The 23645-nt window shown below is 36.6% G+C and carries 31 protein-coding genes; 22 read left to right on the forward strand and 9 right to left on the reverse strand.

The genetic code is table 11. The features are described 5' to 3' along the window. Nucleotides 1–8 precede the first annotated feature (8 nt). The 3 genes from BLS35_RS06900 (at nt 9) to BLS35_RS06910 (ending at nt 2174) form a co-directional block, all read left to right on the forward strand. Nucleotides 9–635, forward strand: coding sequence for a hypothetical protein (locus BLS35_RS06900; protein ID WP_090779181.1), 627 nt, complete (start codon nt 9–11; stop codon nt 633–635). A 55-nt stretch (nt 636–690) separates the two neighbouring features. Then, nucleotides 691–1533, forward strand: coding sequence for a hypothetical protein (locus BLS35_RS06905; RefSeq protein ID WP_132225924.1), 843 nt, complete (start codon nt 691–693; stop codon nt 1531–1533). 161 nt (nt 1534–1694) lie between these two features. Continuing rightward, on the forward strand, nt 1695–2174 hold the full coding sequence (locus BLS35_RS06910; RefSeq protein ID WP_090779185.1) for a hypothetical protein: 480 nt from the start codon (nt 1695–1697) through the stop codon (nt 2172–2174). A gap of 340 nt (nt 2175–2514) precedes the next feature. On the opposite strand, the gene BLS35_RS06915 is transcribed toward BLS35_RS06910, so the two are convergent. Further along, a complete protein-coding gene (locus BLS35_RS06915) occupies nt 2515–3507 on the reverse strand; it encodes an NADP-dependent oxidoreductase (RefSeq protein ID WP_090779187.1) in 993 nt (330 codons plus the stop codon). A 233-nt stretch (nt 3508–3740) separates the two neighbouring features. Here BLS35_RS06915 and BLS35_RS06920 point away from each other — a divergent pair, with 233 nt between their 5' ends. Then, nucleotides 3741–4112 (forward strand): hypothetical protein, encoded by a 372-nt coding sequence (locus tag BLS35_RS06920; protein ID WP_132225923.1) that lies wholly within the window; start codon nt 3741–3743, stop codon nt 4110–4112. 35 nt (nt 4113–4147) lie between these two features. On the opposite strand, the gene BLS35_RS06925 is transcribed toward BLS35_RS06920, so the two are convergent. Then, nucleotides 4148–4948: a helix-turn-helix domain-containing protein gene (locus BLS35_RS06925; protein ID WP_090779191.1), complete on the reverse strand. Its 801-nt coding sequence runs from the start codon at nt 4946–4948 to the stop codon at nt 4148–4150. Nucleotides 4949–5544: 596 nt separating this feature from the next. On the opposite strand from BLS35_RS06925, the gene BLS35_RS06930 reads away from it, so the two are divergent. The 10 genes from BLS35_RS06930 to BLS35_RS06970 all read left to right on the forward strand — a co-directional run bounded on the left by BLS35_RS06930 (nt 5545) and on the right by BLS35_RS06970 (nt 13547). Next, nucleotides 5545–6018 (forward strand): Dps family protein, encoded by a 474-nt coding sequence (locus tag BLS35_RS06930; RefSeq protein ID WP_090779193.1) that lies wholly within the window; start codon nt 5545–5547, stop codon nt 6016–6018. Nucleotides 6019–6088: 70 nt separating this feature from the next. Further along, nucleotides 6089–6784 (forward strand): LytR/AlgR family response regulator transcription factor, encoded by a 696-nt coding sequence (locus BLS35_RS06935; protein WP_090779195.1) that lies wholly within the window; start codon nt 6089–6091, stop codon nt 6782–6784. Between the two features lie 258 nt (nt 6785–7042). Next, on the forward strand, nt 7043–9076 hold the full coding sequence (locus BLS35_RS06940) for a hybrid sensor histidine kinase/response regulator (RefSeq protein WP_217634944.1): 2034 nt from the start codon (nt 7043–7045) through the stop codon (nt 9074–9076). 12 nt (nt 9077–9088) lie between these two features. Further along, on the forward strand, nt 9089–10147 hold the full coding sequence (locus BLS35_RS06945) for an NADH:flavin oxidoreductase/NADH oxidase (RefSeq protein WP_090779199.1): 1059 nt from the start codon (nt 9089–9091) through the stop codon (nt 10145–10147). Between the two features lie 22 nt (nt 10148–10169). Beyond that, on the forward strand, nt 10170–10721 hold the full coding sequence (locus BLS35_RS06950; RefSeq protein WP_165973207.1) for an antibiotic biosynthesis monooxygenase: 552 nt from the start codon (nt 10170–10172) through the stop codon (nt 10719–10721). A gap of 223 nt (nt 10722–10944) precedes the next feature. Beyond that, nucleotides 10945–11112: a cupin domain-containing protein gene (locus BLS35_RS27475; protein WP_207909075.1), complete on the forward strand. Its 168-nt coding sequence runs from the start codon at nt 10945–10947 to the stop codon at nt 11110–11112. A 169-nt stretch (nt 11113–11281) separates the two neighbouring features. Continuing rightward, nucleotides 11282–11569, forward strand: a complete 288-nt coding sequence (locus BLS35_RS06955) for a DUF1275 family protein (protein WP_256375293.1) — start codon at nt 11282–11284, stop codon at nt 11567–11569. A 9-nt stretch (nt 11570–11578) separates the two neighbouring features. Continuing rightward, nucleotides 11579–12043 carry a redoxin domain-containing protein gene (locus BLS35_RS06960; RefSeq protein WP_090779205.1) on the forward strand — a complete coding sequence of 155 codons (465 nt, stop codon included), beginning with the start codon at nt 11579–11581 and terminating at the stop codon, nt 12041–12043. A 2-nt stretch (nt 12044–12045) separates the two neighbouring features. Further along, the gene (locus tag BLS35_RS06965; RefSeq protein ID WP_090779206.1) at nt 12046–12561 is read left to right on the forward strand and encodes a DsbA family protein; all 516 of its coding nucleotides are present in this window, start codon (nt 12046–12048) and stop codon (nt 12559–12561) included. Between the two features lie 164 nt (nt 12562–12725). Beyond that, nucleotides 12726–13547: an alpha/beta fold hydrolase gene (locus BLS35_RS06970; protein ID WP_090779208.1), complete on the forward strand. Its 822-nt coding sequence runs from the start codon at nt 12726–12728 to the stop codon at nt 13545–13547. Nucleotides 13548–13917: 370 nt separating this feature from the next. On the opposite strand, the gene BLS35_RS06975 is transcribed toward BLS35_RS06970, so the two are convergent. Continuing rightward, nucleotides 13918–14241, reverse strand: a complete 324-nt coding sequence (locus BLS35_RS06975; protein ID WP_090779210.1) for a Cif family virulence factor — start codon at nt 14239–14241, stop codon at nt 13918–13920. A gap of 138 nt (nt 14242–14379) precedes the next feature. On the opposite strand from BLS35_RS06975, the gene BLS35_RS06980 reads away from it, so the two are divergent. Continuing rightward, nucleotides 14380–14745: a winged helix-turn-helix transcriptional regulator gene (locus BLS35_RS06980; RefSeq protein WP_090779212.1), complete on the forward strand. Its 366-nt coding sequence runs from the start codon at nt 14380–14382 to the stop codon at nt 14743–14745. A 97-nt stretch (nt 14746–14842) separates the two neighbouring features. Here the strand turns inward: BLS35_RS06980 and BLS35_RS06985 are convergent, their stop codons facing one another. Then, nucleotides 14843–15466, reverse strand: coding sequence for a hypothetical protein (locus BLS35_RS06985; RefSeq protein WP_090779215.1), 624 nt, complete (start codon nt 15464–15466; stop codon nt 14843–14845). 206 nt (nt 15467–15672) lie between these two features. On the opposite strand from BLS35_RS06985, the gene BLS35_RS06990 reads away from it, so the two are divergent. The 3 genes from BLS35_RS06990 to BLS35_RS06995 all read left to right on the forward strand — a co-directional run bounded on the left by BLS35_RS06990 (nt 15673) and on the right by BLS35_RS06995 (nt 16939). Continuing rightward, entirely contained in the window at nt 15673–16272 is a 600-nt protein-coding gene (locus tag BLS35_RS06990; protein ID WP_207909074.1) for a Crp/Fnr family transcriptional regulator, read from the forward strand. Nucleotides 16273–16364: 92 nt separating this feature from the next. Next, complete coding sequence (locus BLS35_RS28270) at nt 16365–16493, forward strand: hypothetical protein (RefSeq protein ID WP_256375290.1); 129 nt, start codon at nt 16365–16367, stop codon at nt 16491–16493. Between the two features lie 59 nt (nt 16494–16552). Further along, on the forward strand, nt 16553–16939 hold the full coding sequence (locus BLS35_RS06995; RefSeq protein WP_132225922.1) for a hypothetical protein: 387 nt from the start codon (nt 16553–16555) through the stop codon (nt 16937–16939). Between the two features lie 135 nt (nt 16940–17074). Here the strand turns inward: BLS35_RS06995 and BLS35_RS07000 are convergent, their stop codons facing one another. Then, nucleotides 17075–18052: a GlxA family transcriptional regulator gene (locus tag BLS35_RS07000; protein ID WP_090779219.1), complete on the reverse strand. Its 978-nt coding sequence runs from the start codon at nt 18050–18052 to the stop codon at nt 17075–17077. Between the two features lie 139 nt (nt 18053–18191). On the opposite strand from BLS35_RS07000, the gene BLS35_RS07005 reads away from it, so the two are divergent. Genes BLS35_RS07005 through BLS35_RS07015 form a run of 3 tightly spaced genes read left to right on the forward strand, consistent with a single transcriptional unit; the run spans nt 18192 to nt 19495 of the window. Next, nucleotides 18192–18626 (forward strand): DoxX family protein, encoded by a 435-nt coding sequence (locus BLS35_RS07005; RefSeq protein WP_254778715.1) that lies wholly within the window; start codon nt 18192–18194, stop codon nt 18624–18626. 46 nt (nt 18627–18672) lie between these two features. Continuing rightward, nucleotides 18673–19122 carry an SRPBCC family protein gene (locus BLS35_RS07010; RefSeq protein WP_090779221.1) on the forward strand — a complete coding sequence of 150 codons (450 nt, stop codon included), beginning with the start codon at nt 18673–18675 and terminating at the stop codon, nt 19120–19122. Continuing rightward, nucleotides 19115–19495 carry a VOC family protein gene (locus BLS35_RS07015; protein ID WP_090779223.1) on the forward strand — a complete coding sequence of 127 codons (381 nt, stop codon included), beginning with the start codon at nt 19115–19117 and terminating at the stop codon, nt 19493–19495. The genes BLS35_RS07010 and BLS35_RS07015 overlap by 8 nt, the downstream gene beginning before the upstream one ends. Nucleotides 19496–19679: 184 nt before the next feature. Here the strand turns inward: BLS35_RS07015 and BLS35_RS07020 are convergent, their stop codons facing one another. Both BLS35_RS07020 and BLS35_RS07025 read right to left on the reverse strand, forming a co-directional pair. Further along, entirely contained in the window at nt 19680–20096 is a 417-nt protein-coding gene (locus tag BLS35_RS07020; RefSeq protein ID WP_090779225.1) for a hypothetical protein, read from the reverse strand. Between the two features lie 56 nt (nt 20097–20152). Next, on the reverse strand, nt 20153–20644 hold the full coding sequence (locus BLS35_RS07025; RefSeq protein WP_090779227.1) for an SRPBCC family protein: 492 nt from the start codon (nt 20642–20644) through the stop codon (nt 20153–20155). Nucleotides 20645–20784: 140 nt separating this feature from the next. Here BLS35_RS07025 and BLS35_RS07030 point away from each other — a divergent pair, with 140 nt between their 5' ends. Next, nucleotides 20785–21765, forward strand: a complete 981-nt coding sequence (locus BLS35_RS07030; RefSeq protein WP_090779229.1) for a GlxA family transcriptional regulator — start codon at nt 20785–20787, stop codon at nt 21763–21765. A 4-nt stretch (nt 21766–21769) separates the two neighbouring features. Here BLS35_RS07030 and BLS35_RS07035 read toward each other — a convergent pair whose 3' ends face one another. Next, complete coding sequence (locus tag BLS35_RS07035; protein WP_090779232.1) at nt 21770–22714, reverse strand: nitrilase family protein; 945 nt, start codon at nt 22712–22714, stop codon at nt 21770–21772. A gap of 73 nt (nt 22715–22787) precedes the next feature. Next, nucleotides 22788–23576, reverse strand: a complete 789-nt coding sequence (locus BLS35_RS07040; RefSeq protein ID WP_132225921.1) for a helix-turn-helix transcriptional regulator — start codon at nt 23574–23576, stop codon at nt 22788–22790. Nucleotides 23577–23645 lie beyond the last annotated feature (69 nt).

A 23645-nucleotide genomic window follows, 5' to 3' on the forward strand; every position in this document is an offset into this window, starting at 1 on the left:
AATTATACATGAACAATACTCAAATGAAAACAACAATCATTTTATGCGCCTTGCTATTCAGTTTTAGCTTTGGCTACGCTCAAAACGTAATTGACCCAAAGTATAAAAAACCCGAATTGCCATCCAATGCTAGTCAAATTAAATCTAAAGCCGTTTTTAATAAAGATTTGCTGATCAGTGTTTACGGCAAAAGCCAATCGGATAATGTATGGGATAAATGCCAAGCAGAATACAATGCTTTTAACCAAAATGGCGATGAAGTTTGGATTTATGAGGATGAATTTTTTAATGGTAAAAAGAAAATACTTAAAGTTGGTGATTATACCCTAAAAGGAAGTGCGAAAAGTCATGAACTGGGTACAGATTGGAACGATAAGATAAGCAGTATGCTCATTCCGCTTTCGTTAAAAATCACTTTGTTTATGGATGATGATTTTGGGGGATTAAAAACCGAAGCAGATGGCTATGGTAATTACGATAGGGAAAACGGTTATAGCGGTTTTACTGGCGATTATTATACTTTTAGAGATTTAGGAAAACATACCAAAGGCGGGTTATATTTTGTAGGCAACGGAGTTAACAACCAGATGATTAATGCCAGCGACAATATTTCGAGCTTAAAAATTTACAAATAAATAAAGAATGCGTTTTTTCCAAGGTTATAAAATCCAGTACCTTATCTTGTTCTTAATGATGTGGAATTTTGCTTCTGCGCAATCCATCACTTGGAAAAAATATGGTTTAAGCAATACACAACTTTATTTTTTTCGATTGCCCGCTGGCGTAAATAATCAAAGCATAAACGCTCAGGTGGTAGATAAAAAGTTTAGATCCGTACCGGAGCAGATATACTTTAATGGAAAAAGAATTATGCGGAAGAGTAGATTTCTGTATCTGACCAGATCCACAAATGTTCTGTATGGGCAAAAATTGTCCTTTTACCTGCCAGCAAATACCTGGGTTTTTGCATTTAACTATTCAGATCATTTTCTATTGGTAGATGATGCGATTAAAATACAGCTTACGACTACCGATAAAACATTATTAAATAACTGGCAACTGCCAGAAACTTTTGATATGTATAGTGATATAGCTTTGTCTTTAAAAGGATTTCAATCACTAAAATTAAACGAAGTAGTTTCAAGATATATTCCGACACTCTCTTTACAACTAAAACGAAACCAATTAAATGCAGTGGGAGATACTACCTTGGTTTGTAGTCTTAAAAAAATGCCAAAAGGTTTGTCTTTAGTTTGTTCCGGCATCAATACTAAAGATCACGCCAATCAGGAGATTGTTATTGATCAGGCAATTTACTTCAAAAATGAATTTTTCTTTTATGTGCCTGATACTGGATTAAAGCTTGTGAAAAACCATCCAGATCAATGCTTTGGTAAAATGACAGATATAGCAGGAAACATCGGCTATGCCAGCGGTTGCATAACAGGAATGGGAAGTGGGAAATGTGCTGGGATTTTGAATCCAAAAATAAGCAAAAAATATCGTGTAACGCTAATTATTGAACCCAACTAAAGGATATGAAACTAAAAATATTACTTCTCCAAGCCGAGATCCCTTTGTGTATGGTTATATGCAGTTTAGGCAATTCATCAGCATTTATGAAGATAAAACATTGCCTGGTTTCGATGTTTTTGTAATACAAACTATCCAACAACATTCAAAAAAATAATATCATGAAAAAACTACTTATTCTTTCAGTATTGATCTTCTCTTCTTATTTTGCTTTTGCCCAAAGTGGCAATACCAAAATGATGGAAATGCTTAAAAAGATGCAAAATAACAATGGCAAAATCATGCTGGTTATAGAAGGCAAAACCTTCTCCGAAAAGTCCTCTTTTTTTCAGACCCCTAAAGGAAAATTTGTACTTTCTACCAATATGGCAACTGCTACAAATACGTTTGCCATAGTACTGCCCAAAAAAGAAAGTGGCAACTATCCTTTTTCAACGGATAAGAAAGAGGCTACTACATTTGTAACCCGAAGTGGGATGTATGAAGTGAAATCTGGGACTATAAGGCTTATCAATTCGGGAGGTAAGATCTCTGGCACTTTTACAGGAAAAGCGCAAAAATTTATTGGTAAATCGGGCAATCAAAAACCGCAAGGTGATTTAATCCCTTTCTCTGGTAGTTTTTCAGGATTAACAGAATGATTATGATTGTATTTGGCATGTTAAATTAAAACCAAAAATACAATTTATCATATGTGCCAACTTTTTTGTTCTATTATAATCTGGTCAAGGTGATTTTTGACCTATGTTTAAATGAATTTTTTTCTCTCTAAATCCTCAATTATGGGCTCAATAAGCGATAAAAAGCGTTTTAAATGTTCAAAGTATTCCTGCTGATCGGTACAGCCGGACTTTGAACTCTTCAAAGTCCGGTTTTAATATTTCTGAAATTGCCGATGAAATGGATTTCTCAAGCCGTAACTATCCTTCAGACAAGTACGCCAATATATAAGGTTGTATAGATTTACTCCTTGCAATCTGCCTAGGGAATAAGGATAATTTTTCCAACCGTATTTTTAGTCTGAATGATCTCGTGTGCTTTCGCCATCTCTGCCAAGGGAAACAGATGTGAAATGTGTGTTTTAATTTCACCAGTAGATAAAAGTCGACCAATATTTTCAATGTCTTTTAAATAGCCATCATTTGGTGTCACATTTACTCGTTGGACGATAACGTTTTTTTCTGCTTTTGCTTTGTCTATAAATTGCTGATCAGGGTAGACCACAATGCTCGATAAAATCCCACCTTCTTTAAGGGTTTTATATGAGCGTGCCAAGTGGGTATCCTCTGTGCTGCTTAGCTCTGCTTCTACCCAAACTGCATCGTGTACGATATCGGCATCGGTGATAGAATCTTCCACTGCCTGGGTCTGGTAATCAAAAAATTCATCGGCACCAAGTCCCAGAACGAAATCTCTGTTCTCACCAGAGGCAACACCGATGACATATGCCCCAAAATGCTTCGCAATCTGAACGGCATAATGACCCACACCCCCGGAAGCACCATAAATAATGACTTTATCATCTTTTTTTACTTTGGCAAATTTAACTAAAGACGACCAGGCCGTTAATGCGGCCATTGTTGCACCTGCAGCCTGTTCGAAACTTACGTTGGCGGGTTTGATAACCAATTCGTCTTCTGGTGCAGCTACAAATTCTGCGTATGCATTTGCCTGCCCAATAAAGTTAAAATTTCCGAAAACTTCATCGCCAACTTTAAACCTTGTCACCTCATCACCGATTTCGGTTAGGATGCCTGCTACATCCCATCCCAGGATAATATTTTCCTCCTCTCCTGTAAGGGCATAGATCATCTCCAGGGCAGCCTGATTTCTACGGACAAAGGCATCTACAGGATTTATAGCTAGTGCTTTTACCTGCACCAACACTTCGTTGTTTTTGATTTTGGGTAGGGGAACCTCTGCTAAGATCAGATTTTCTGGTCCGCCTACTTCTTTTAAAACTATTGCTTTCATTGTTTTTGTTTTTTAAATGATTTAACAAAAGTAGGGCTGAAGTCAATCTTTTGTTTTGCTCAGAATGTCAATTTTACTTTGCTAGGATTGTCAGATTGCCATCCGTTTTAATTTATTTCAGATGACCTTTTAAACAAAGTGTTTTTGACATTTTTAACAAAACGGCAAGCTCGCTGATATGGTAAATTTGTCAAACAATAATTAATCAGTAATAATAAATTAAATACATTCCAATGTCAGAACAATCAATTTTAAGGCTTATAATGTCTGCAACGGTAGCACTAAATGAATGGGAGAAATTAGAACAATTTATGGCGGCGGCAAGAATAGCAGTGCCAAAAGAAGGAGAAGGGGTATTGATACATGAATGCCATTATAATCCAGAGCGCTTGGAAATAATTTTTCTAGAATCTTATGCTAATGAAATTGAACTGATGAAACATGCACAATCATTTGCCCCAGTTATGAATGAGCACAAAGTGGATTGGAAAATCAATAGGATAGACCTGCTTGGTAATTATTCAAATGAGATTTTTGAAATGATGAAAGGCATGGCGAATGGTGCGGAAGTAAACCTTTATAAAAAGGTATTTAAGAACAAATAATAATCCATGATGGATTATTATTTGTCGAAATATACTTATAGTTCGGAAGGAGAATAACCGAAATGTTTCTTGAAGGCGAAAGAGAAATGGGAGAGATTTTCAAAACCAATTTCCAAATAAATATCTCCTGCTTTTTTCCCTTTTTTAGTAAGTTGAAAATGGGCTAGCTCCAAGCGTTTTTTTGTTAGCCAGCGTTGTGGGGTTACTTTAAAAACCTTCTTAAAATCTCTGATGAACGTTGAGAGGCTTCGGCCGGTGAGGTAGGCAAATTTTTCAAGATGCATATTAAACTTATAGTTCTTCTCCATAAACTCAACCAGATTTATTTTTCCTGGCTCAGAAAAATCCGCTAAAACGCTATCGATGCTAGGCTCTATAAACCTAAGGATAGAGATCGCCTCTTCAAATTTTATTTTTGCAATATTTTCGGGCATCTTTTGCTCCAATTCGAAATACGGGATTAGCGATGAAAAGAAACTTTTTAAGAGTGGTTGTTTACTGAAAATTCTTACGGCGCCATCTGGCGGCGATATGAGGTTTGGTTTCTCTTTTGCGTAGAACGCTTTTAGCCGTTCAATGGTCAGTCCGAAAACTATAGCCTTGTACGGTCTACCGTCCTTGGGTTGTTTAATGACTGCCGATATTTGGTTTCTCGGAAATAGCAACATACTATCAGCACCAAAGGTATAGGATTTGTCTGCCTGTATAATTTTCATCTCACCAGAAATGATCAATACGAATGAGTGGAACTCAAGACTGAGATCATCCTTATAAATACCTTCTTCTGTAACCGTCCAAACGAGGTCAGTGAATCTGTTTAGGTTTAGTTTTGCCATTCGTTTTATTGTAATGATGTAGTCAACTGGATTTTGTTGTAAAATTATAACTAAACCTATAAAATTATTTTGTTTAAAATGTCATTTTCTGTTTGTTTGGAATGTCATTTTAGTAGAATTGTATTGTTAATTGTTTCCAAAAAATCACCAAAACTACCTTTTTACACCCTTGCCAACTTTTTTGTTATAAAATAGTCCTGTCAAGGTATGAACTACTTTGACAGGACTTGAAAAGTCTTCAAAACTAAATGAATTTTTTTCGAGCTAAATCCTCAATTATATGCTCTATAATCGATAAAAATCGATTTAAATGTTCAAAGTATTCCTGCTCATGGGTCAATCTGGTAAAGGGAGAAGAGAAGATTTGTTTAGAACTAATTTTTGATAGCCCCCTTAACTTGATTTCTTCTACTATGGAGATATATTTCCGTAATTATTGCTTTTTGATAGTTTCACTGCAATATTAACATTTTTAATCACCTCTTCAACGACTGATTTTGCCTACTCAGCGAAATTTTCGTGGTCTTTATAAAATTCTTAATGACCTTTGGGTAAGAATTAAGAGCAATAAAGCTTGAAATTAAACATTCTAAAAGATGAAAACGAATATTGGAATTACCGAAAAAAACACAGATTCAGTTGCTGTGGAATTGGCAAAATTATTAGCCGACGAGTTTGTACTTTACACCAAAACAAGAAATGCACATTGGAATGTAACTGGTGATAACTTCCATGCCAACCACATCTTTTTTGAAGCTCAATACAAACAACTGGATGAACTAATTGACAGTGTTGCTGAGCGCATGAGAAAAATTGGTCATTTCGCACCTGCAACAATGAAAAGTTATCTGGAACTTACTCATCTTGCCGAATACAGCGAAAGAACAAATGATGGTTTAGGTTTTATGAGAGATCTTTTAAATGACCATGAAAGTATCATAGAGTTCTTACGTCAAAATATCGTCCCTTTTGCAGAGAAATACAAAGATTATGGCTCTAGCGATTTTATTACAGGCCTAATGGAAACGCATGAAGAAATGGCTTGGATGATCCGTTCTTACTTTAGGTAATTTAATGCTTCGGGCTTCAAAATAAAGATAGAGTATTTATATTTGGTGTAAATCACAAATAACTATCTCTATGAAGGCTTTAATCGTTGACGATAATGACATTGCCAGAACAACTTTGGGCCATTTGGCAAAAAAAGTCCCAAATCTTATCATTGTGAATGAATATGCGAATGCTATAGAGGCTTATAATCATTTACAGGCAGATCAAATAGATTTGATATTTCTGGATATTGAAATGCCAGATATGAATGGGATTGAACTGACAAAAAGCCTATCAGGTAGGGATATCATTATCATTTTTACCTCATCCAAAAAAGAATATGCGTTAGAAGCTTTTGAACTAAATATTGCAGATTATATCCTCAAACCATTTACCCCTGCCAGATTTTTACAAGCGGTGAGTAAAGCCCAGGCAATATTTGATAGTAGAAAGGAGAATGTAAGGTATGTGAATGATGAATTTTTGTTCGTAAGAGATGCTAATATTACCAGGCGATTGAAACTGGATGACATTTTTTATGCCGAGGCAATGGGTGACTACGTGAAGTTTTACACCAAAGAAAGGATGTTTGCCATTCATGGCACCATGAAGTCTGCAGAAGAGCGTCTGTTAAAGGATAATTTTATCAGAGTTCATCGCTCATACATTGTTGCAGTTAGTAAAATCGATACACTTCAGGATGGCGGAATCATCATCAATGGAAAATTTATTCCTGTTGCCGATGCTTACCGAAAAGCACTCAATACCAGAATGAATGTTTTCTAAGCAATAACTAATGCTGCCTTTTTAAACTCTACTGTATGATACGTTTGGTCAAACAGTCATAATTATCAACTGATATTTTAATTTATGATTAACATTTCAACAGTTATGGGCAATAAGCGCTTTGCTTACTTGATTATGCTTACGTTCATTGCCGATTCAATATTGTTAATTTCTTTGCAGATCAATTCAGCCAACAATACCAGGGAATTGATAAAAAATAACAATACACTTTTACACGAGTTGCGTTCCAGTAACCACTTGAGGGAAATCGATCGTGATATTTTGGGAGTGGAAAGTAGGATAAGAGCATCTATCGCTACTAATGATACCTCACATCTTGAAGGAATCGATCAAAAAATTAATGAGATCGAAAGCTTTCTGGATTCTCTTTCGAGAGATAATGCCGATGTTAATGAAGAAAAATTAATACATCGGCTAAGTGTACTTGCACTCGATAAAAAAGTTGTAAAAGAGAAGCTTTTGCAGCGCTACCTTACTTTAGGGAATATGGATGATCAAAGTTCCATCGTTAATCCCCGTGCAAGAACAATTTCCGACGAAATTACTTCCATTACTGCTAAAATTTATAGAAGTCGGCAATTGCATATGATTGAACTGAGTAAAAGGAGTGAGGAAATGGGTGAAAAGTCAAGTAGGTATGATATTTACTTATTGATTTTAATTGTTTTGAGTGGTGCAGTCATAGGTTTTCATATCATCCGTCAGTTTCGCAGACAACATTTATTAATCAAGGAATTGGATGTGGCTGAAAAGAAAGCATCAGTGGCTGCACAAACAAAAGAAAATTTCCTGGCTAATATGAGTCACGAAATTAGAACACCATTAAGCGGCATTCTAGGTTTTACCAATCTATTGCAGAAAAGATCTTTGGATGCCACTTCTACAGAATTTGTATCCTCAATTCAACGGTCTGGAGAAAATTTAATGGCTATTATTAATGACATACTTGACCTTTCAAAAATTGAAGCTGGAATGATGCGCATCACACCAGGAATTTTCAGTATCAATGGATTAATAAATTCTGTGGAAACACTTTTTTTAGAACGTGCAAAGGAAAAGGGCTTAACCATATCCAGCAAAGTTGACACTTCCATTCCAGATACTTTAACTGGTGATGCTACCAGACTTACACAGATTTTGGTTAACTTGATTGGCAACGCCATCAAATTTACCCAGCAGGGAAGAATCAACATTGAAGTTTATAAAAAAGAACAAATAGAGAACAAAGTAACCGTTGGCTTCAAGATTTCTGATACAGGAATAGGGATTGACAAAGAAAAATTAAACGAAGTTTTTGAAAGATTTAACCAGGGGGAGGATTCCGTTACCAGAAATTACGGTGGAACCGGGCTCGGTTTATCAATCGTGAAAAATTTAATACTGTTGCAAAATGGAAATATTGAAGTTACCAGTGAACAAGGAATGGGAACTACCTTCCATTTTTACATTCCTTATGTTATTTCTCAAGACCAAATTAGTTCTTCAACGGTTGTGGATACAGCCTATTTTAAAGACAAGTCAAATGTACCTTTACGTGTCCTGGTGGTTGATGATAATGCCATCAACCAAAGTTTAATGGAACATTTGTTGCTGCAGTGGAACATCGATTTTGATATCGTATCCAACGGTTTAGAGGCCATTGAACAGCTTAGTCATCAAACGTATGAGTTGGTCTTGATGGATATACAAATGCCGCAAATGGATGGCTATACGGCAGCTCAACAAATTCGTGAAGTCCTGAAATTAGATATTCCCATTATTGCCATGACAGCACATGCAATGGCGGGCGAAAGAGAAAAATGCCTGAGTAGGGGGATGAACGAATACATCTCCAAACCTATAAAAGAAGAAGAACTTTTTAAACTGATAGCTAATTTTGGATTGCATAATTCGGATCAAACAAGAGTAACAGTTGCAGAAACTATTTCCAACTTTAAGTTTATAAACCTTACTTATATGCGGTCTATTAGTGGTGGCAATGTCACTTTTGAAAAAACTGTTACCCAACAGTTTATTGATAACGTACCAAATCATTTGCAACAGTTGATAGCAGCATATCAAAAAAATGACTTTCCAACTGTAAAAATGAGAGCCCACGATTTTAAAACGAGTATTGCTATGCTAGGATTACTAGACTCTTTAGAAGAAAAATTGGATATGCTCGAAATGGCAACAGAACAGCATGCAGCTATACAGCTGGTTTTAGACAAATTAGCAAATAGTTTAACATCGGCAGTTGCCGAAGCTAGGGTGTTTCTACAACAACTATAAAACACAAATAAAATGGATTTATTCTCACCTATAACTTTTCGTAATCTAACATTAAAAAATAGAATTACCTTATCTCCAATGCAGCAATATAGCGCAAAGGACGGAATTCCAGGCAATTGGCATTTGGTGCATTTAGGCAGCCGCGCTGTTGGTGGGGCCGGTTTAATTATTACAGAATGCACTGCAGTTTCTCCGGAGGGATTAGCTACATTGAGCGATGTTGGGATCTGGAACGACGAACAGAAAAACGCCTGGAAAACCATAGTGGATTTCGTGCACGAACAAGATGCAAAAATCGCAATCCAATTGTGGCATTCTGGAACAAAAGGAAGCCTAAAACATCCTAATGAAGGCATGAAGCCATTAACACCTGAAGAAGGAGGCTGGACCTTAAAATCATCTTCCGCAACAGAAGTGAACGGCGTAATATCGCAAGAAGTGACACTAGACGAAATTCAGGAACTGAAGATTAGATTTGTAGATGCCGCACTGAGAGCTGTTGAAGCAGGTTTTGATATCATAGAATTACATGCTGGCCACGGCTACCTCTTCCACCAGTTTTACTCTGCGGTTATTAACAAAAGGCAAGATGAATATGGTGGTAGCTTTGAAAACAGGATCCGGTTTTTGGTGGAAACCATTCAGGAAATCAGAAATGTTATCCCAAAAGGAATGCCTTTGATGGTGAGAATTTCTACGGTAGATTATATGGATACGCCAGAAGCCTGGACCTTGGAAAATAGTATTGAGCTTTCAAAAATACTGAAAGTAAATGGAGTTGATCTGATTACCGCATCAGGCGGAGGATTTACGAATGTGAGTAAGGATAGGGTTTTTCCGGGTTATCAAGTGCAGTTTGCAACTGCCATCAAGGAACAAATTGGGATTGCCACTGGCGCTGTAGGGATGATTACCGATGCAAAACAAGCAAATGAAATTATTGTTAACGGACTGGCAGATTTAGTAGTTATTGCCAGAGAACATTTGCGAGATCCCTATTTTGCCCTCCATTCCGCTAAAGAATTAGAAATGGATGTAGAAATACCTTGGCAATATAAAAGGGCCTTTTAATCAGTTATAAATTATCTCCATTATGGAAAATCCAGGTGCATCTGTTGTGATTACCCACCATATATTAGATGGTAAACAAAATGAATATGAAAAATGGTTAGATGAAATCGTACCCATTTCTAAACATTCGCAAGGTTTTATCGATTTACAGATCGTAAGACCTATTCCTAAATTAACATTTGTTTATACGGTTATCATCCGCTTTGATACCATTGATCACCTCAAGAGTTGGATGGAATCTCCAGACCGGAAAAAACTCATTGAAAAAGCAAGTCCTTTCTTCAGAAAAAATGATAGGTATCAAATAAAGTCTGGGTTGGATTTTCTTTTCAACGCAGAAAATGAAGGCAATAAGGTACCAGTTCGCTGGAAACAGTACCTTGTAACCTGGTCTGCCATTTATCCCTTATCGCTAGTTGTTCCGCCTTTGCTGCTCCCACTTTTAAGATCCCTAAACATTCCTGTTAATCACTATCTTGATGCTTTTGTCAATTCCGGTTGCATCGTTTTATTGATGGTTTACGTGGTAATGCCAAATTATACACAGCTGATTAAAAAATGGCTGTTTAGATGATAAATTTTAACAACTGATTTCAATTTATTTGATGATTGTATTTAAGAATCACTGCTGTATTGCGGTGATTTTTTGGTTTAGAGCAGTTTTAGTACTTACTGTCATGTATTCCGACGATTGGTTTTGCCCATTCACCGAATCATAAATTTAAACGTTCTGGTTCTGCATTAGATTTACACTAGTAAGACAAACAAGAATTAATTAATCACCCAAAACAGCGGTTATGAATACAACATCACTGAGTTTCAAATACGAATTAGAAAAAAAAGCACCTCGCAGCAATGATGGTGGAACAACACGAGGCGCATCAGTTATAGATTTCCCTGCTTCAATCGGTATTGCCGGAGTTTCTATGAGGTTGCAACCCGGAAGTCGGGTTGAGCGACGGTGAGATAGAAAAATTTCCAACCGAAAAAGTTTTTATTCAACCTCAAAAACAAACAAAGTAAATCGCTCATAAAATGGATAAGTCAATACTCGCACAGCATATTTCTGCCTCAACCGAACAAATTAAGATACAGGAGAGATTGGCGATAGTTCTTGCTTTAATTGCTTGATATATTGATGCAACTGGTCTGATCAAATGGAAAACTTATGTGTCTTTTATGAGTGGGAATACTACCCAATTAGGAACGGCTATTTCTGCCGATCAATGGGAAGCAATAATCACATCGACAACTGTTATTGGCTGTTTTGTATTGGGAATTTATGGCAGTACGCTAAATAGTTTGGCCAAAAATGCCGGAATGTTAAGTCTCCCTTTTCTGGGGGCATGGATACTGACTGTTCCTGCACTATTATTACTTATCTGTTCATTATTGATATCAATCTTAAATTTTAAACCATAAAAACTAAAAATGATACTGCAAAAAAATGAAGTTGCGCCCGATTTTACATTGTTCGCAACGCCCGACCAGAAAATAACCTTATCAGAATTTAAAGGAAAGAATATAATTCTAGCGTTTTATCCTGCCGATTGGAGCCCAGTTTGTAGCGACCAAATGGCTTTGTACAACGAGATGCTAAAATTCTTTAAAAATTACAATGCAGAGATTTTTGGGATTTCTGTAGACAGTAAATGGTGTCATCTTGCCTTTTCTCAATCAAGAAATTTACATTTTCCTTTATTGGCAGATTTTGAATCCAAAGGAGAAATTGCCAGAAAATACGGTGTTTACAATGAGGAAGAAGGTGAATGTAAAAGAGCGTTATTTGTCATCAATAGAGATGGGATTATTGAATGGAGTTATTTGTCGCCAACTGCGATTAATCCCGGTGCTGATGGAATTTTAGAAGCTTTAGAAACCCTTAACACTAAATAATTATGTCATTAAAACCAGCCGTCAGTAATACTGACCATGCACAAGGCAATTTAAATGCCGATCTTGTTATCGTAGAATATGGAGATTATCAATGTCCATACTGTGGAGCTGCTTATCCTGTTCTTAAAGAATTGATGGGTCAATTTGGAAACCAGATCAAGTTCGTTTTTAGGAATTTTCCCTTATCCGAAATGCACCAATACGCACGTTCTTCGGCACTTGCAGCAGAAGCGGCTAATTTACAAGGGAAATTCTGGGAAATGCATGACGCTATATATGAAAACCAACACTATCTAAATGAAAGTTTGTTATTAAAATTGGCAGAAAAATTAAACTTAGATATCCATCAATTCGAAAAGGATTTAGAAAATTCAGAATTGGCAAAAAAAGTAGATTCTGATTTCGAAAGTGGAATCATTAGTGGCGTAAACGGTACGCCATCATTCTATGTAAATGGTAAAAAATTCGATGGTGGTGCTGAAGATTTATTTCAATTGCTGAGTACAAACGAAGAATAATTATATCAAAGCGAAATAAAGACTGAAAAGCTTCCTGAACAAAATAAAAAAAGAGCAAATGATATCATACGTCAAGATGGATTGAATTTCATCAGATTACATTTGCTAAAGAGTAGAGCAAAAAAAAACTAAATAATTGATCATAAACAAAAAAACTTAAAACTATGAGCACACTAAAATTAAAAGACGGAACAGAAATTTTTTATAAAGATCAAGGGCAAGGACCAATATTGATGTTTCATCATGGCTGGCCACTATCATCAGATGATTGGGATGCGCAGGTTATCTTTTTCTTACAGAGAGGTTATCGGGTAGTTACGCATGATAGAAGAGGTCACGGCCGCTCTAGTCAAGATATTTACGGGCATAACATCGAAACTTACGCTGCTGATGCTGCTGAGTTGGTAGAATTTCTTGACTTGAAAGATGTTGTTCACATCGGGCATTCTACAGGTGGGGGCGAAGTAATTCGTTATGTTAATAAATATGCTAAAGGTAGAGCTAAAAAAGCAGTTTTGATCAGTGCGGTTCCACCAATTATGGTGCAAAGTGATAGCAATCCAGATGGTGTTTCGATGTCCGTTTTTGATGGTATCAGAGACCAAACATTGAACAATAGACAACAATTTTATATCGATTTGACGGTTCCTTTCTACGGATATAACAGGGAAGGTGCAGATGTAAAAGAAGGTATCCAAAGAAACTGGTGGAGGCAAGGAATGATGGGCGGAATTGTTGCTCATTATGAGGGCATCAAGGCGTTTTCTGAAACCGATTTCAATGAAGATTTGAAAGCTGTTGATATCCCGGTTCTGGTTCTTCACGGCGAAGATGATCAAATCGTTCCTTACCAAAATGCAGGTGTAAAATCCGCCAAATTGTTGAAAAATGGAAAACTGATCACCTACCCAGGTTTCCCTCACGGAATGCCAACTACGGAAGCAGCAACAATTAATAAAGATATTTTAGAATTTATACAATCTTAGTGAACAAAGGTTTGTTGCATGAATCCTTTTCTTTCCAAATCCTTAATTATTGGCTCTATAAGTAATAAAAAGAGAGTTAAATGTTCAAAGTATTCCTGCTGATCGGTACAACCGGACTTTGATTTGTTCAAAGTCCGGTTTTTTAGTTCAAAATCATTTTTTTTAGCTATCCAAGCATTGTTCTAAGTATTCTTGCTAATGGTTCAGTCTGGTTTGAATGCCCACAAATCCGGTTCCTCTGGTAACTAACACTTTTTGATTATTCATTGATGTTGATTAGAATTTATAATGTAAAATTCATCAATAAAAAAGTTTCTGTTTTGTTGTGTAGTTCAATTTTTGCTTGTTGTAGGGCTTTGGATGTTTAGCATTAGCCAGTAATCTTAAGCGATTGAATTAAACCCTGCTGAAGAACGAGGTTAAAATTAAGAATGGCCGGGCTACCTGGAAATGTTCCCGAAATCTCAGCTGTAAATACCGAACCCTTTTCACCTTCCTTATAACTAATCGGTTTTAAAGTAGTTTGATACTGTTGGTTCGAATTTTCAATCCATTTTTGAATTGCGGCTCTTCCAAGATGGTTCTTTCCTTCGTCGAATACTTCAGCATTTTCTGAAAAAAGTGAGGAATAAGCTACAGCATCATGGCTGTTTTGCGCTTTAATTAGGTCTGTTATAACTTTCGGTAAGTTCATGATATTTATTTTTAGATTAACTTATTGTTGTACAAATTTCGGTAGTACTGGCGTGATGCACAAGTAGGGGATTACGATTCGAATAGGGAAAAATTTATCCGTATTGTTTCATTAATGGCCTACATGTATCTTTGTTAGATGTACGAGAAAAAAACTTTTCCCAATTTAAACTGTGGCCTCGATTTAGTTGGGGAGGTGCTTTATGGCAAATGGAAAATGCGGTTGTTGTGGTTTATCAACGAGGGTTACTTGCGTCCGAGCGAGCTGCAACGCAAAATACCAGATGCAAGTCGTAGGGTAATCAATATTCAGCTAAAGGAACTTGAGGAACATGAATTGGTTATCAGAACAATCTATCCGGTGATGCCACCAAAGGTAGAGTATTCACTTACTGAGTTTGGCAAAACCTTGATACCGGTGATCGCCGCTATTGGAAATTGGGGAGATGAGTATCAGGATAGTTTGAAACGTGTGATTTTGAAAGGATATCCACAGTTGGCCTGATTTTTTCAGAGTGAGGATTAACTAAATTAAGCCCGGGTTGATTTCGGTAAGCATTTCCGGTAAGCACTGGAAAGCATATTTTATCTCCGAAAAATTACTAGAAATTATACCCAAAATGCAATCCCGGTTGCCCGAAGAAGAATTTTGACCATCTATCGTCAACCTTTTTAAACGAATCGGGCATTTTTGATTGATAGGGACGATGAGTTATTGCTATTGACGGTTGAAAAAAAAGCCTGTCCTTGAAAAGTTTAATGTGATAACCAATGGAATAGGTGTTAAATATTTGAAAGCCATTGTCAATCTTATTACCGTTATCATTTACAAAGCTTTGCCAAGCTGGCATCACGTCAACTTGAGCAAAAAGACCATTCCATAAAAACCTTTGATAATTAAGTGAAACTCCGTATTCACGAATATGACCTGGAAACCCTTCTCCTTCTGCTTCAAATGATTTTCCGTAAGGAATGCCAATTGGCCAGCCATATTTCCAAGTTTTTAGTTCTAGTGAAATTACATCCTTTCCTGTAATGCGATAACCTAAGTTCAGGTAAACCATGCCAGGCGGATTATTATCAGCTACTACATTAGCTATCATAAATAAGGTACTGCCTATAAAATACTTTCTATAAGTACTGTCTTGTTTGGAGTATTGAGCTTTTACTTGTAGGGTGCTTGCCATCATTAAAGTCAAGGCGAAACATAAAATTTTCTTTTGCATACAGTATATTAGTTGTTAAACGATATGCAAAGGTAGATTGGCGAGATGCCATAACTCGTTCACTTAAGTTAAGAAATGAACCTAGGGTATTTAGTTCTTGAAGATTTAACACTATCGTAATTTTTCATGTGAAATAATTTTTAACGGCTAATAATAAACCAACAAGAAATATTAAATTTGACATACATAGCCTAAATATTACAAAAATGCAATTGACTAATGATAAAATGGATCAAATCCTGTTAAATTTTTTAGCGAGATATGTAATCCTATCTGAAGAGGAGCAAAATGTTATTATAGATTTAGCCATTTTTAAAAGTTTTAGAAAAGGGACAATTTTATTGAGGGAAGGGCAACGCTCAAAGGATGCCTATTTTGTGCTTCAAGGATGCATCAGGTGCTATTATATGATTGATGCAGAGGAAAAAACAACTGCTTTTTATACCGAGTCTGAAACCCTTAACCCTCCAGGCGTATTAAACCATACCCCATCTGAATATTATGTTGATTGTCTTGAGGACTCTATTTTGATTGTAGCTAGTTCCGAAACAGATGAAGAACTTTTTACAAAATACCCTATCTTAGAAAAATTGTGTCGTCTTGTTTCCGAAGATTTACACTCAAAAAGTCAAATAGCATTTGATAATTTTAAGATTTCTACACCAGAACAACGCTATTTGAATTTGCTAGAATTAAGGCCTGATTTGGCTCAAAGAGTCCCTCAATACTATTTAGCGAGTTATCTGGGTATCACTCCGCAATCTTTAAGTAGAATGAGAAAGAGGCTGGTTAGAAAAGCCTCTTAAATTTACGAGGCCAAATCGTTTCTTAACTTAAGTTAACCAGTTTAAGTTTTTATCCTTTTTATGTTTGCATAGAACTATTAAAAATGATAAAAATGAAAATCATCAACATCCTTATCCTGGTATTTTTTACGACCACCACATGGTTCGCCCAAGAGAATGGCGCCTTCAAAAAAGGAGATAAATTGCTTCATGTCGGCATTGGGGCTGCTTTCAAGTTTTAAGGCTTCCTAATAAATCTATTTTCAAAAGCACAAATTCATCATCCATTAAAATATATCTTATGAAAAATTCAATCTTCGCACTTTTCATGGTGCTCGCAGTTTTTGTTTCTTGCAAGAAAGATTCAGACAAAAAGCCTGATAATTCCTCGCGTACCATCCGTTACGAGATCACGGGAAATTTTACAGGACCAACACTTTTCGCGTCTTATACCAGCACTGGAGGAGGCACAGCGAACGACCCGATCGTGCTCCCTTGGACAAAAGAAATTACTTACTCCGCAAATGTGGCAGCTGCCATTATCGCAATATCAGGAAATGGAGGAGTTGCTGGTCAAAAAGTAACAATTGTGGTCAAAAGAGGCGGCAGCCAGGTAGGAGCACCAATTGATGCCGTGGCCGATGCCTCAGGAAGTTTCTCTAAATCTGCTCCGGCTATAGTTTTTTAAAATCCCTTATTAGAGGGGAGTATAATTTTACACTTTATGCCCGGGTTGATAGCTTAATGATCGACGGAAATAGAGGGCGCGAAAATAAAAAATATAAATCCCTGATATACCAGGGAAACCCTGTTTTTTAAAAAGTTAAACCTCGTATGCTAACTTTGCAAACTTATTTCTATACTCAATTGGACTAAGTCCGGTAATCTTTTTAAATGTATCTCTAAATGCTTTAGTGTCCGTATAGCCTACGTCAAACATTATTTCTGATATATTCTTTCTTGATGCTTCAAAGAATTTTTTGGCGGCTTCTATTCTTACTCTTTGTATATACTCTATAGATGTATTGTTGGTAGCCTCTTTAAATCTTCTTTCAAATGTTCTACGACCGGTATTAATTAAGTTTGCTAACGATTCGATTGTTATTTTATCTTCATAGTGTTTTTCAATATGATCCTGTACTTTTTGAATTTCCACATCATTATGATTTCTTTGACCTTTGAATATCGCGAATTGGGATTGGTTATCTCTCCCAATGTCTAAGGCGAAATATTTTGAAATCATTACAGCTGTTTCTCTGTCAGCATACTTTTCAATCAGGTATAATATTAAATTCCATAAACTACTTGCTCCGCCACTACTGTAAATATTATCGTGTTCAGTAATGATCGCTCCATCTTCTACTTCTACCTCTGGATATCTATCTCTAAAATCACTAATATGAGCCCAATGTGTAGAGCATTTTTTTCCATCCAGTAAACCTGTCTCAGCTAAAAGGAAAGCACCGATGCATAAGCTGGCAAGGCTAGAACCATTTTTATATAGTTTTTTAAAATAGGGGATGGCTTCCGCATTGGCCTGTATTCCTTTGGTGGTGTCGCCAAAGGTAGGTGGGATAATCAATAAGTCTGTTTCAGTCACATCTTTAAGCAACCTATTGGTTTTAACCGTGTACTCTCCGTTGTTGGCAGGTACATACTCGTTTAAGCCCACATACTCTACCTCAAAAATTGGTTTTTTACCAAATGTGCTTAAAAACTCATTGGCCGTATTAAAGCTTCTAAAAGGCGGCGTAATGGCTTCAATTACCCCATACTCAGGTACAAAGACTGAAATTCGCATATCAATTGTAAGATTAGATTAAGATACTAAGTTACGAAAATAGTTTGTCGTAATTCACCCCTAAAGTTGTCGCTTTTGCAATAGACCTGATTTTATAGCCCCATGTATCTTTGAATAGTAAAACTTAAGAAAAAAAACTATGACACAAACAGGTCGAATTACGGTAGAAGCAGCAACAAATGTTCCCGTATCAAAAAACATGAAGAAGAATAAAGTAATCTTTTGGGTGGCGACTGGTATTCTAATACTTTGGGAGGGTATAATGCCTCTTGGTACTTTGCTATTTGCACCAGAGTATGTGAATGCGGGTACAAGACCCTTGGGCTATCCAGATTATTTTGCCCATACACTTGTCATCTGTAAAGTACTAGGCGTCTTGGCTATTACTTATCCTAAAACCCCAGCCAGGCTACAAGAGTGGGCTTATGCGGGGCTTAGCTTTAATTTAATCTTTGCCTTCATCAGTCATGCTTGTGTAGATAAAAACATTGGGTTTATGCTGTTACCACTGGTGGTATTGGGTATCCTTGCCCTTTCTTATCGGTACAACAATAAAATTCAACATAACGGCTAGAAAATTGTTGAAATAATTAATCAATCACACATTAAATTTTAATAAAATGAAAAACAACACAGTTTCATTACATCGAGTTATTAAGGCAGAGCCTGAAAAGTTATTTCGGGCGTTTTCAGATCCTATCGCACATGCAACCTGGCTGCCACCTTATGGTTTTCTATGCACAGTAGAGGAAATGGATTTTAGGGTAGGTGGTAAGTTTAAAATGACTTTTATTAATTTCAGCACAGGGCATAAACATTCTTTTGGAGGTACATATGTTGAAATTAAACCGAATGAATTTATTAAATACACGGATAAGTTTGACGATCCTAATATGCCGGGAGAAATGACAACAACTATCTCGCTGAATAAGGTTTTGTGTGGCACTGAATTTAAAGCGGTCCAAGAAGGAATTCCTGAAATGATACCAGTAGAAATGTGTTATTTAGGTTGGCAGGAATCCTTGGATAAATTGATAAAACTTGTAGAACCCGTGATTCCTGATGCTTAATACTGCGATTTTTATCACATTTTCTGGAAATTGTAAAAAAGCCCTCCAATTTTACCAAACTTGTTTTGGAGGGCTTTTACAATTTGAAATTTTTGAGAAGGAAATACATGGTTACCCAGAAAAGCCTGTTGTTTGTGGATCGCTAGTTTCTGATCATATAATTATTCATGGTTCGGATCTGGTACACGCCGAAGGAAGAAAACTCGGAAATTACATTTCTATTTTCTTACAATGTGAAAGTACTGATCGTAGAAAAGAGCTTATTGAAAAGCTGGAATTTGATAATAAGAATTTTTCTACTAATAATTATGGTGACCAAAAATTAGTTGAAGTAACTGATGTTTTTGATGTGAGATGGATGTTGGGCATTTAATATTGGAAGCATGAGAAGAAGAGATCTGAGTAACATTCCCATCAGGGCCAACAATTATATCCCTGGTACCGTCTTTTTGTCTCCTTGGCTTCTCTCTTATTCTCTGAAGTATTTCCTAAGTGCATAGGTCTGTTTCGCGGTAATTATGAATGTTAGTTTAGGTCCGTCGGTCTTATCATATTTACTAATAAACAAATATTGGTTTTCCGTTCTCACATTTTATTTCTTTTGGTGGGTTGACTGCCATACAATCTGATATAATCCCCCATTTCTTATTGAAATTTTCTGATTCAACAGTGTAGACGCCAACTTTTTTTATAAAATCATCTGTATCTATTTTAATGGAATAACTGATGTAGCCAGCTGGACCACCGCAGGCTTTTGCACCTATTGGCATGAATTTCCATTCCTTAGCATCTTCACAGTTTACTTTTTTAGATAGGACTACAATTTCATCCATTAATTTTAAAAGGCTAGCCTGCTCATTTTCTTTGGCTGAATTATCCATACTAAGTCCAGACTTACAGCCTGAAATTAAGACAAGCGTCATTAAAGCAAAAGTCATTCGAATTTGAGGTGTTTTTATTTTAATATATTTCATCTTATCAAGAGCTTAAATTGATAAGATGAAATTACAATAATAACATTACAAAACAACTACTTCTTCTCGGCTTCAAGTTTCTTTTCGTGTTCCGTTCTTGGCGTACTACGGCTGTTTGGTTCACCTTTACCTTTGGTGATTAGGTTAAATAAACTTTGCTGCACATACGTAGTCCAGGCATTTACACAGATATCATAACACTCATAATCCGGCACTAAACCCTGATGAGTAAACCGGATTTGGGTTTTGTTATCCTTTTTATCAATTTCAAAAATAACCTTTGTGCCTATCCATTCGCTTTTGTCTTCCGTGAATTTAAAAAAGTTATCTAATACCAACCAGACCACTTTTTTTTCAGGAATAACTTCTATTAATCTCATTTTACAGCGATGGACATCCTGGTAATGATAGTCGAACTCATCGTTGAGTTTTTCAGTAGGACCTTCAATTTCTTCTGACCACCATCCGCGAACATTATTGATGGCATCGAACGCTTCTCTCGGGCTTTGATCTACTAGTATTGTAGTCGTAAAATCTGGTGTATTCATGTTGATTGTTGTTTTATGATTTTAATGTTTTTCTATATCAAAGCTATGGAGTTATTCGTCAGTTAATCGGGTGTGAAATGGACTTTTAGTCGGGTTGATTTGGACAGAAATATCTGGTATCTTTAATTAAAAAAATCGCCATGATGCAAGTGACTGTAGTTGTTCCAAAAGGGGAGGTTAACCTGAGTAGCATAACGGGTTCGTTTGAAATCTTGACTCGTGCCAATGTCATATGGCAAAAGATGGGAAACAAATCCTTAATGGAAGTTCGTATAGCCGGTTTTGTGCCCGAAATGAAATTGGATGCTGGCTTCTTTTCAGTTTATCCTGTAAATATTAATGATCTGGATAAAACAGATCTGGTGATTATACCATCAGTTTCTTATGATAGTGAGTTAATAAAAGAGAATGAAGGATTGATTAACTGGATCGGAGAGCAGCATAACAATGGAACTGAAATAGCATCGATGTGCTCTGGTGTATTTCTGTTGGCCGCTACCGGTTTGCTAGATGGAAGGAATTGCTCCACCCATTGGAATATGTCTGCAGATTTTAAGCGATTGTTTCCAAACATTAATCTCCAAATTGATAAACTGATTACTGCTGAAAAGGGGATATACACCAATGGTGGTGGCTATTCATTTTTAAACCTGATGCTTTTCCTCGTCGAAAAGTACTTCGACCGGGAAATCGCCATTATCTGCTCAAAGATTTTTCAGATTGACATTGAAAGAACATCACAATCACCCTTTCATATTTTCAAAACACAGAAGACCCATGGGGATGAATTGATTTGCAAAGCCCAAAACTATATTGAAGAAAATTTGACCGAAAAGATTTCTTTCGAAGAACTGGCTTCAAAGCTTGCAATCAGCAGAAGGAATTTCGACAGACGCTTTATTAAAGCCGTAGGTAATACTCCCGTTGAATATTTGCAGCGAGTAAAAGTGGAAGTGGCAAAAAGCACTTTAGAAAAAGGCAAAAAGAGCATTTACGAGGTTATGAATGATGTGGGCTATTCGGATGATAAGGCATTTAGAGAAGTTTTTAAAAAAATAACGGGCTTGTCCCCACTAGATTATAGAGCGAAGTACATTAAGGAACCCGTTATTGTTATTTAAAATTTTATTTCATCCAGCTTACTTTTTGCTCAGCATGATGTTCTTGCCCGATGATGTGGGAATAGAGTTCAGGTCTTCTGGCCTTAATATAACGATACCCACCTGCCAGGGAGAGTTTGTCTGGAGAGAGTTCTGAAATGACGATCTCATTATCCAGAGAACGGCATTCGGATAGGATTTCACCAAAGGGATCCAAAATCATAGAACAACCATTTTTTAACTGATCGTCATCCATTCCTATTGGATTAGAGAAAATGGCGTAAATGGCATTGTCATAAGCTCTCGCTGGCAACCACTTCATTAACCATTCTCTACCTTTTGGTCCATCAAATTCCCTACGGAGTGGATCTGGGGCATCATGCCTGTTTATCCAAAGTTCGGGATCCACAAAACCTGCTCCCGGTCTGGTAGAAGGGGTGCACATGGTTACATGTGGCATAAAAATAGCCTGTGCCCCTAGCAATGTTGTTGCCCTAACATTTTCAATAATATTGTTGTCGTAGCAGATCAATATGCCACATTTCCATCCATATAAATCAAAAACAGTATACTGTTCTCCAGGGAGAAGATGTGGATTAATAAAAGGATGGAGCTTCCTGTGTTTTGCCATAAGACCGTTCTTATCTACACAAACATAGGCCTTGTAGAGGTTGTCATTTAAGTCTTTTTCAAAAAGACCAGCCAGTATGGCGATGTTATGCGCTTTGGCAATCTCTTGCAGTTTATTTATGCTTTGGCCTTCAGGTATGTATTCGGCAATATCGAGTAGTTGTTCTTTAGACAGCTTTCTTGTAAATGTATATCCTGTAATGGAACATTCATGGAAAGCGATGGCATTTACACCCATTTTCGCTGCTTTAGCAGAAAGTTCGTTGATCACATTCAGGTTATATGCTTTGTCGCCACTTTTGTTTTCAAACTGGGCTGTTGCTACAATTAAATTTTTCATGTGGTAAGGATTATTAAATAACAAATCTATCCAGCAGAAAAAAGACTTCCTTGTATAAAACCGACAATCTATCTTATACCGGAAGTAGGTTGATAGAAAGCTTGCCCTTTATCGATAAGTATTGTGAAGGAGCAAGGCCTGTTTTCTGTTTAAAACGAGTATTAAGGTGTGCCTGGTCGTAGTATCCGCATTCATAACCAAGTTGACCTAAGTTCTTTTCTCCAGCATATTTTTGGAGGCGTTTGAGGAAATTCTGGAGCTTTACCGTCTCGGCAAAGGATTTGGGAGAGATGCCAATATATGTGCTGAACTTACGTTCCAACTGTCGCTCGGATATACCAAATGTTCGGGTAAGCTGTTCGATAGATACACTACCTGCGCTGATACTGATGTACTCACTTAGCTTATTTATGAATTCTTCGGATGGTTTACCTGCAGTTTTCTGTTCAATTAGAAAATGCTCCACACAGCTTATAGCACTTGCAAGGCTTTTACTGGCAATTTGTTCTTCCAATGTTCGCCCTTTTGAACCTATCAAATCTTCAAGCGCAATGGTTTTATCCTTCATCTCGCTAGCCGGAATTTTAAAAAGGATGGGTACTGCAGTCGGATGAAGTACAACAATGAGCATTTTAACACTGCTTACCTGTAGATTTAGGTAATTAGAAATTTGTCCGTATACAAAGCTGGAGGCTTGTGTTTGATCTCCTAATGTGTTGCTAATGTAAATAGGATCACCTAAGCGGAAGACTATTCCTGGATTACCATCCGAAAAGAAACGGTAAAAGAGGTGTTCACTACTTTCAATAATCAAGTAGTGCTTTACAATATTCGACAATATAGGACTGCAGGGTATTTGCACCTCTTTCGTGTTTTATATACAAACCTAGCCATTATTAAACCAAAAAGATACGAGCTAGGTCATGACAGT

This window comes from Pedobacter sp. ok626 (assembly GCF_900100435.1).
In the GTDB taxonomy this organism is placed as follows: Bacteria; Bacteroidota; Bacteroidia; order Sphingobacteriales; family Sphingobacteriaceae; genus Pedobacter.

Excerpts from the sequence above, each read along its gene's own strand:
- BLS35_RS06900 (WP_090779181.1), top strand. The coding sequence starts at position 9 with ATGAACAATACTCAAATGAAAACAACAATCATTTTATGCGCCTTGCTA.
- BLS35_RS06905 (WP_132225924.1), top strand. The coding sequence starts at position 691 with ATGATGTGGAATTTTGCTTCTGCGCAATCCATCACTTGGAAAAAATAT.
- BLS35_RS06910 (WP_090779185.1), top strand. The coding sequence starts at position 1,695 with ATGAAAAAACTACTTATTCTTTCAGTATTGATCTTCTCTTCTTATTTT.
- BLS35_RS06915 (WP_090779187.1), bottom strand. The coding sequence starts at position 3,507 with ATGAAAGCAATAGTTTTAAAAGAAGTAGGCGGACCAGAAAATCTGATC.
- BLS35_RS06920 (WP_132225923.1), top strand. The coding sequence starts at position 3,741 with ATGTCAGAACAATCAATTTTAAGGCTTATAATGTCTGCAACGGTAGCA.
- BLS35_RS06925 (WP_090779191.1), bottom strand. The coding sequence starts at position 4,948 with ATGGCAAAACTAAACCTAAACAGATTCACTGACCTCGTTTGGACGGTT.
- BLS35_RS06930 (WP_090779193.1), top strand. The coding sequence starts at position 5,545 with ATGAAAACGAATATTGGAATTACCGAAAAAAACACAGATTCAGTTGCT.
- BLS35_RS06935 (WP_090779195.1), top strand. The coding sequence starts at position 6,089 with ATGAAGGCTTTAATCGTTGACGATAATGACATTGCCAGAACAACTTTG.
- BLS35_RS06945 (WP_090779199.1), top strand. The coding sequence starts at position 9,089 with ATGGATTTATTCTCACCTATAACTTTTCGTAATCTAACATTAAAAAAT.
- BLS35_RS06950 (WP_165973207.1), top strand. The coding sequence starts at position 10,170 with ATGGAAAATCCAGGTGCATCTGTTGTGATTACCCACCATATATTAGAT.
- BLS35_RS27475 (WP_207909075.1), top strand. The coding sequence starts at position 10,945 with ATGAATACAACATCACTGAGTTTCAAATACGAATTAGAAAAAAAAGCA.
- BLS35_RS06960 (WP_090779205.1), top strand. The coding sequence starts at position 11,579 with ATGATACTGCAAAAAAATGAAGTTGCGCCCGATTTTACATTGTTCGCA.
- BLS35_RS06965 (WP_090779206.1), top strand. The coding sequence starts at position 12,046 with ATGTCATTAAAACCAGCCGTCAGTAATACTGACCATGCACAAGGCAAT.
- BLS35_RS06970 (WP_090779208.1), top strand. The coding sequence starts at position 12,726 with ATGAGCACACTAAAATTAAAAGACGGAACAGAAATTTTTTATAAAGAT.
- BLS35_RS06975 (WP_090779210.1), bottom strand. The coding sequence starts at position 14,241 with ATGAACTTACCGAAAGTTATAACAGACCTAATTAAAGCGCAAAACAGC.
- BLS35_RS06980 (WP_090779212.1), top strand. The coding sequence starts at position 14,380 with ATGTACGAGAAAAAAACTTTTCCCAATTTAAACTGTGGCCTCGATTTA.
- BLS35_RS06985 (WP_090779215.1), bottom strand. The coding sequence starts at position 15,466 with ATGCAAAAGAAAATTTTATGTTTCGCCTTGACTTTAATGATGGCAAGC.
- BLS35_RS06990 (WP_207909074.1), top strand. The coding sequence starts at position 15,673 with ATGCAATTGACTAATGATAAAATGGATCAAATCCTGTTAAATTTTTTA.
- BLS35_RS28270 (WP_256375290.1), top strand. The coding sequence starts at position 16,365 with ATGAAAATCATCAACATCCTTATCCTGGTATTTTTTACGACCACCACA.
- BLS35_RS06995 (WP_132225922.1), top strand. The coding sequence starts at position 16,553 with ATGAAAAATTCAATCTTCGCACTTTTCATGGTGCTCGCAGTTTTTGTT.
- BLS35_RS07000 (WP_090779219.1), bottom strand. The coding sequence starts at position 18,052 with ATGCGAATTTCAGTCTTTGTACCTGAGTATGGGGTAATTGAAGCCATT.
- BLS35_RS07005 (WP_254778715.1), top strand. The coding sequence starts at position 18,192 with ATGACACAAACAGGTCGAATTACGGTAGAAGCAGCAACAAATGTTCCC.
- BLS35_RS07010 (WP_090779221.1), top strand. The coding sequence starts at position 18,673 with ATGAAAAACAACACAGTTTCATTACATCGAGTTATTAAGGCAGAGCCT.
- BLS35_RS07015 (WP_090779223.1), top strand. The coding sequence starts at position 19,115 with ATGCTTAATACTGCGATTTTTATCACATTTTCTGGAAATTGTAAAAAA.
- BLS35_RS07020 (WP_090779225.1), bottom strand. The coding sequence starts at position 20,096 with ATGAAATATATTAAAATAAAAACACCTCAAATTCGAATGACTTTTGCT.
- BLS35_RS07025 (WP_090779227.1), bottom strand. The coding sequence starts at position 20,644 with ATGAATACACCAGATTTTACGACTACAATACTAGTAGATCAAAGCCCG.
- BLS35_RS07030 (WP_090779229.1), top strand. The coding sequence starts at position 20,785 with ATGATGCAAGTGACTGTAGTTGTTCCAAAAGGGGAGGTTAACCTGAGT.
- BLS35_RS07035 (WP_090779232.1), bottom strand. The coding sequence starts at position 22,714 with ATGAAAAATTTAATTGTAGCAACAGCCCAGTTTGAAAACAAAAGTGGC.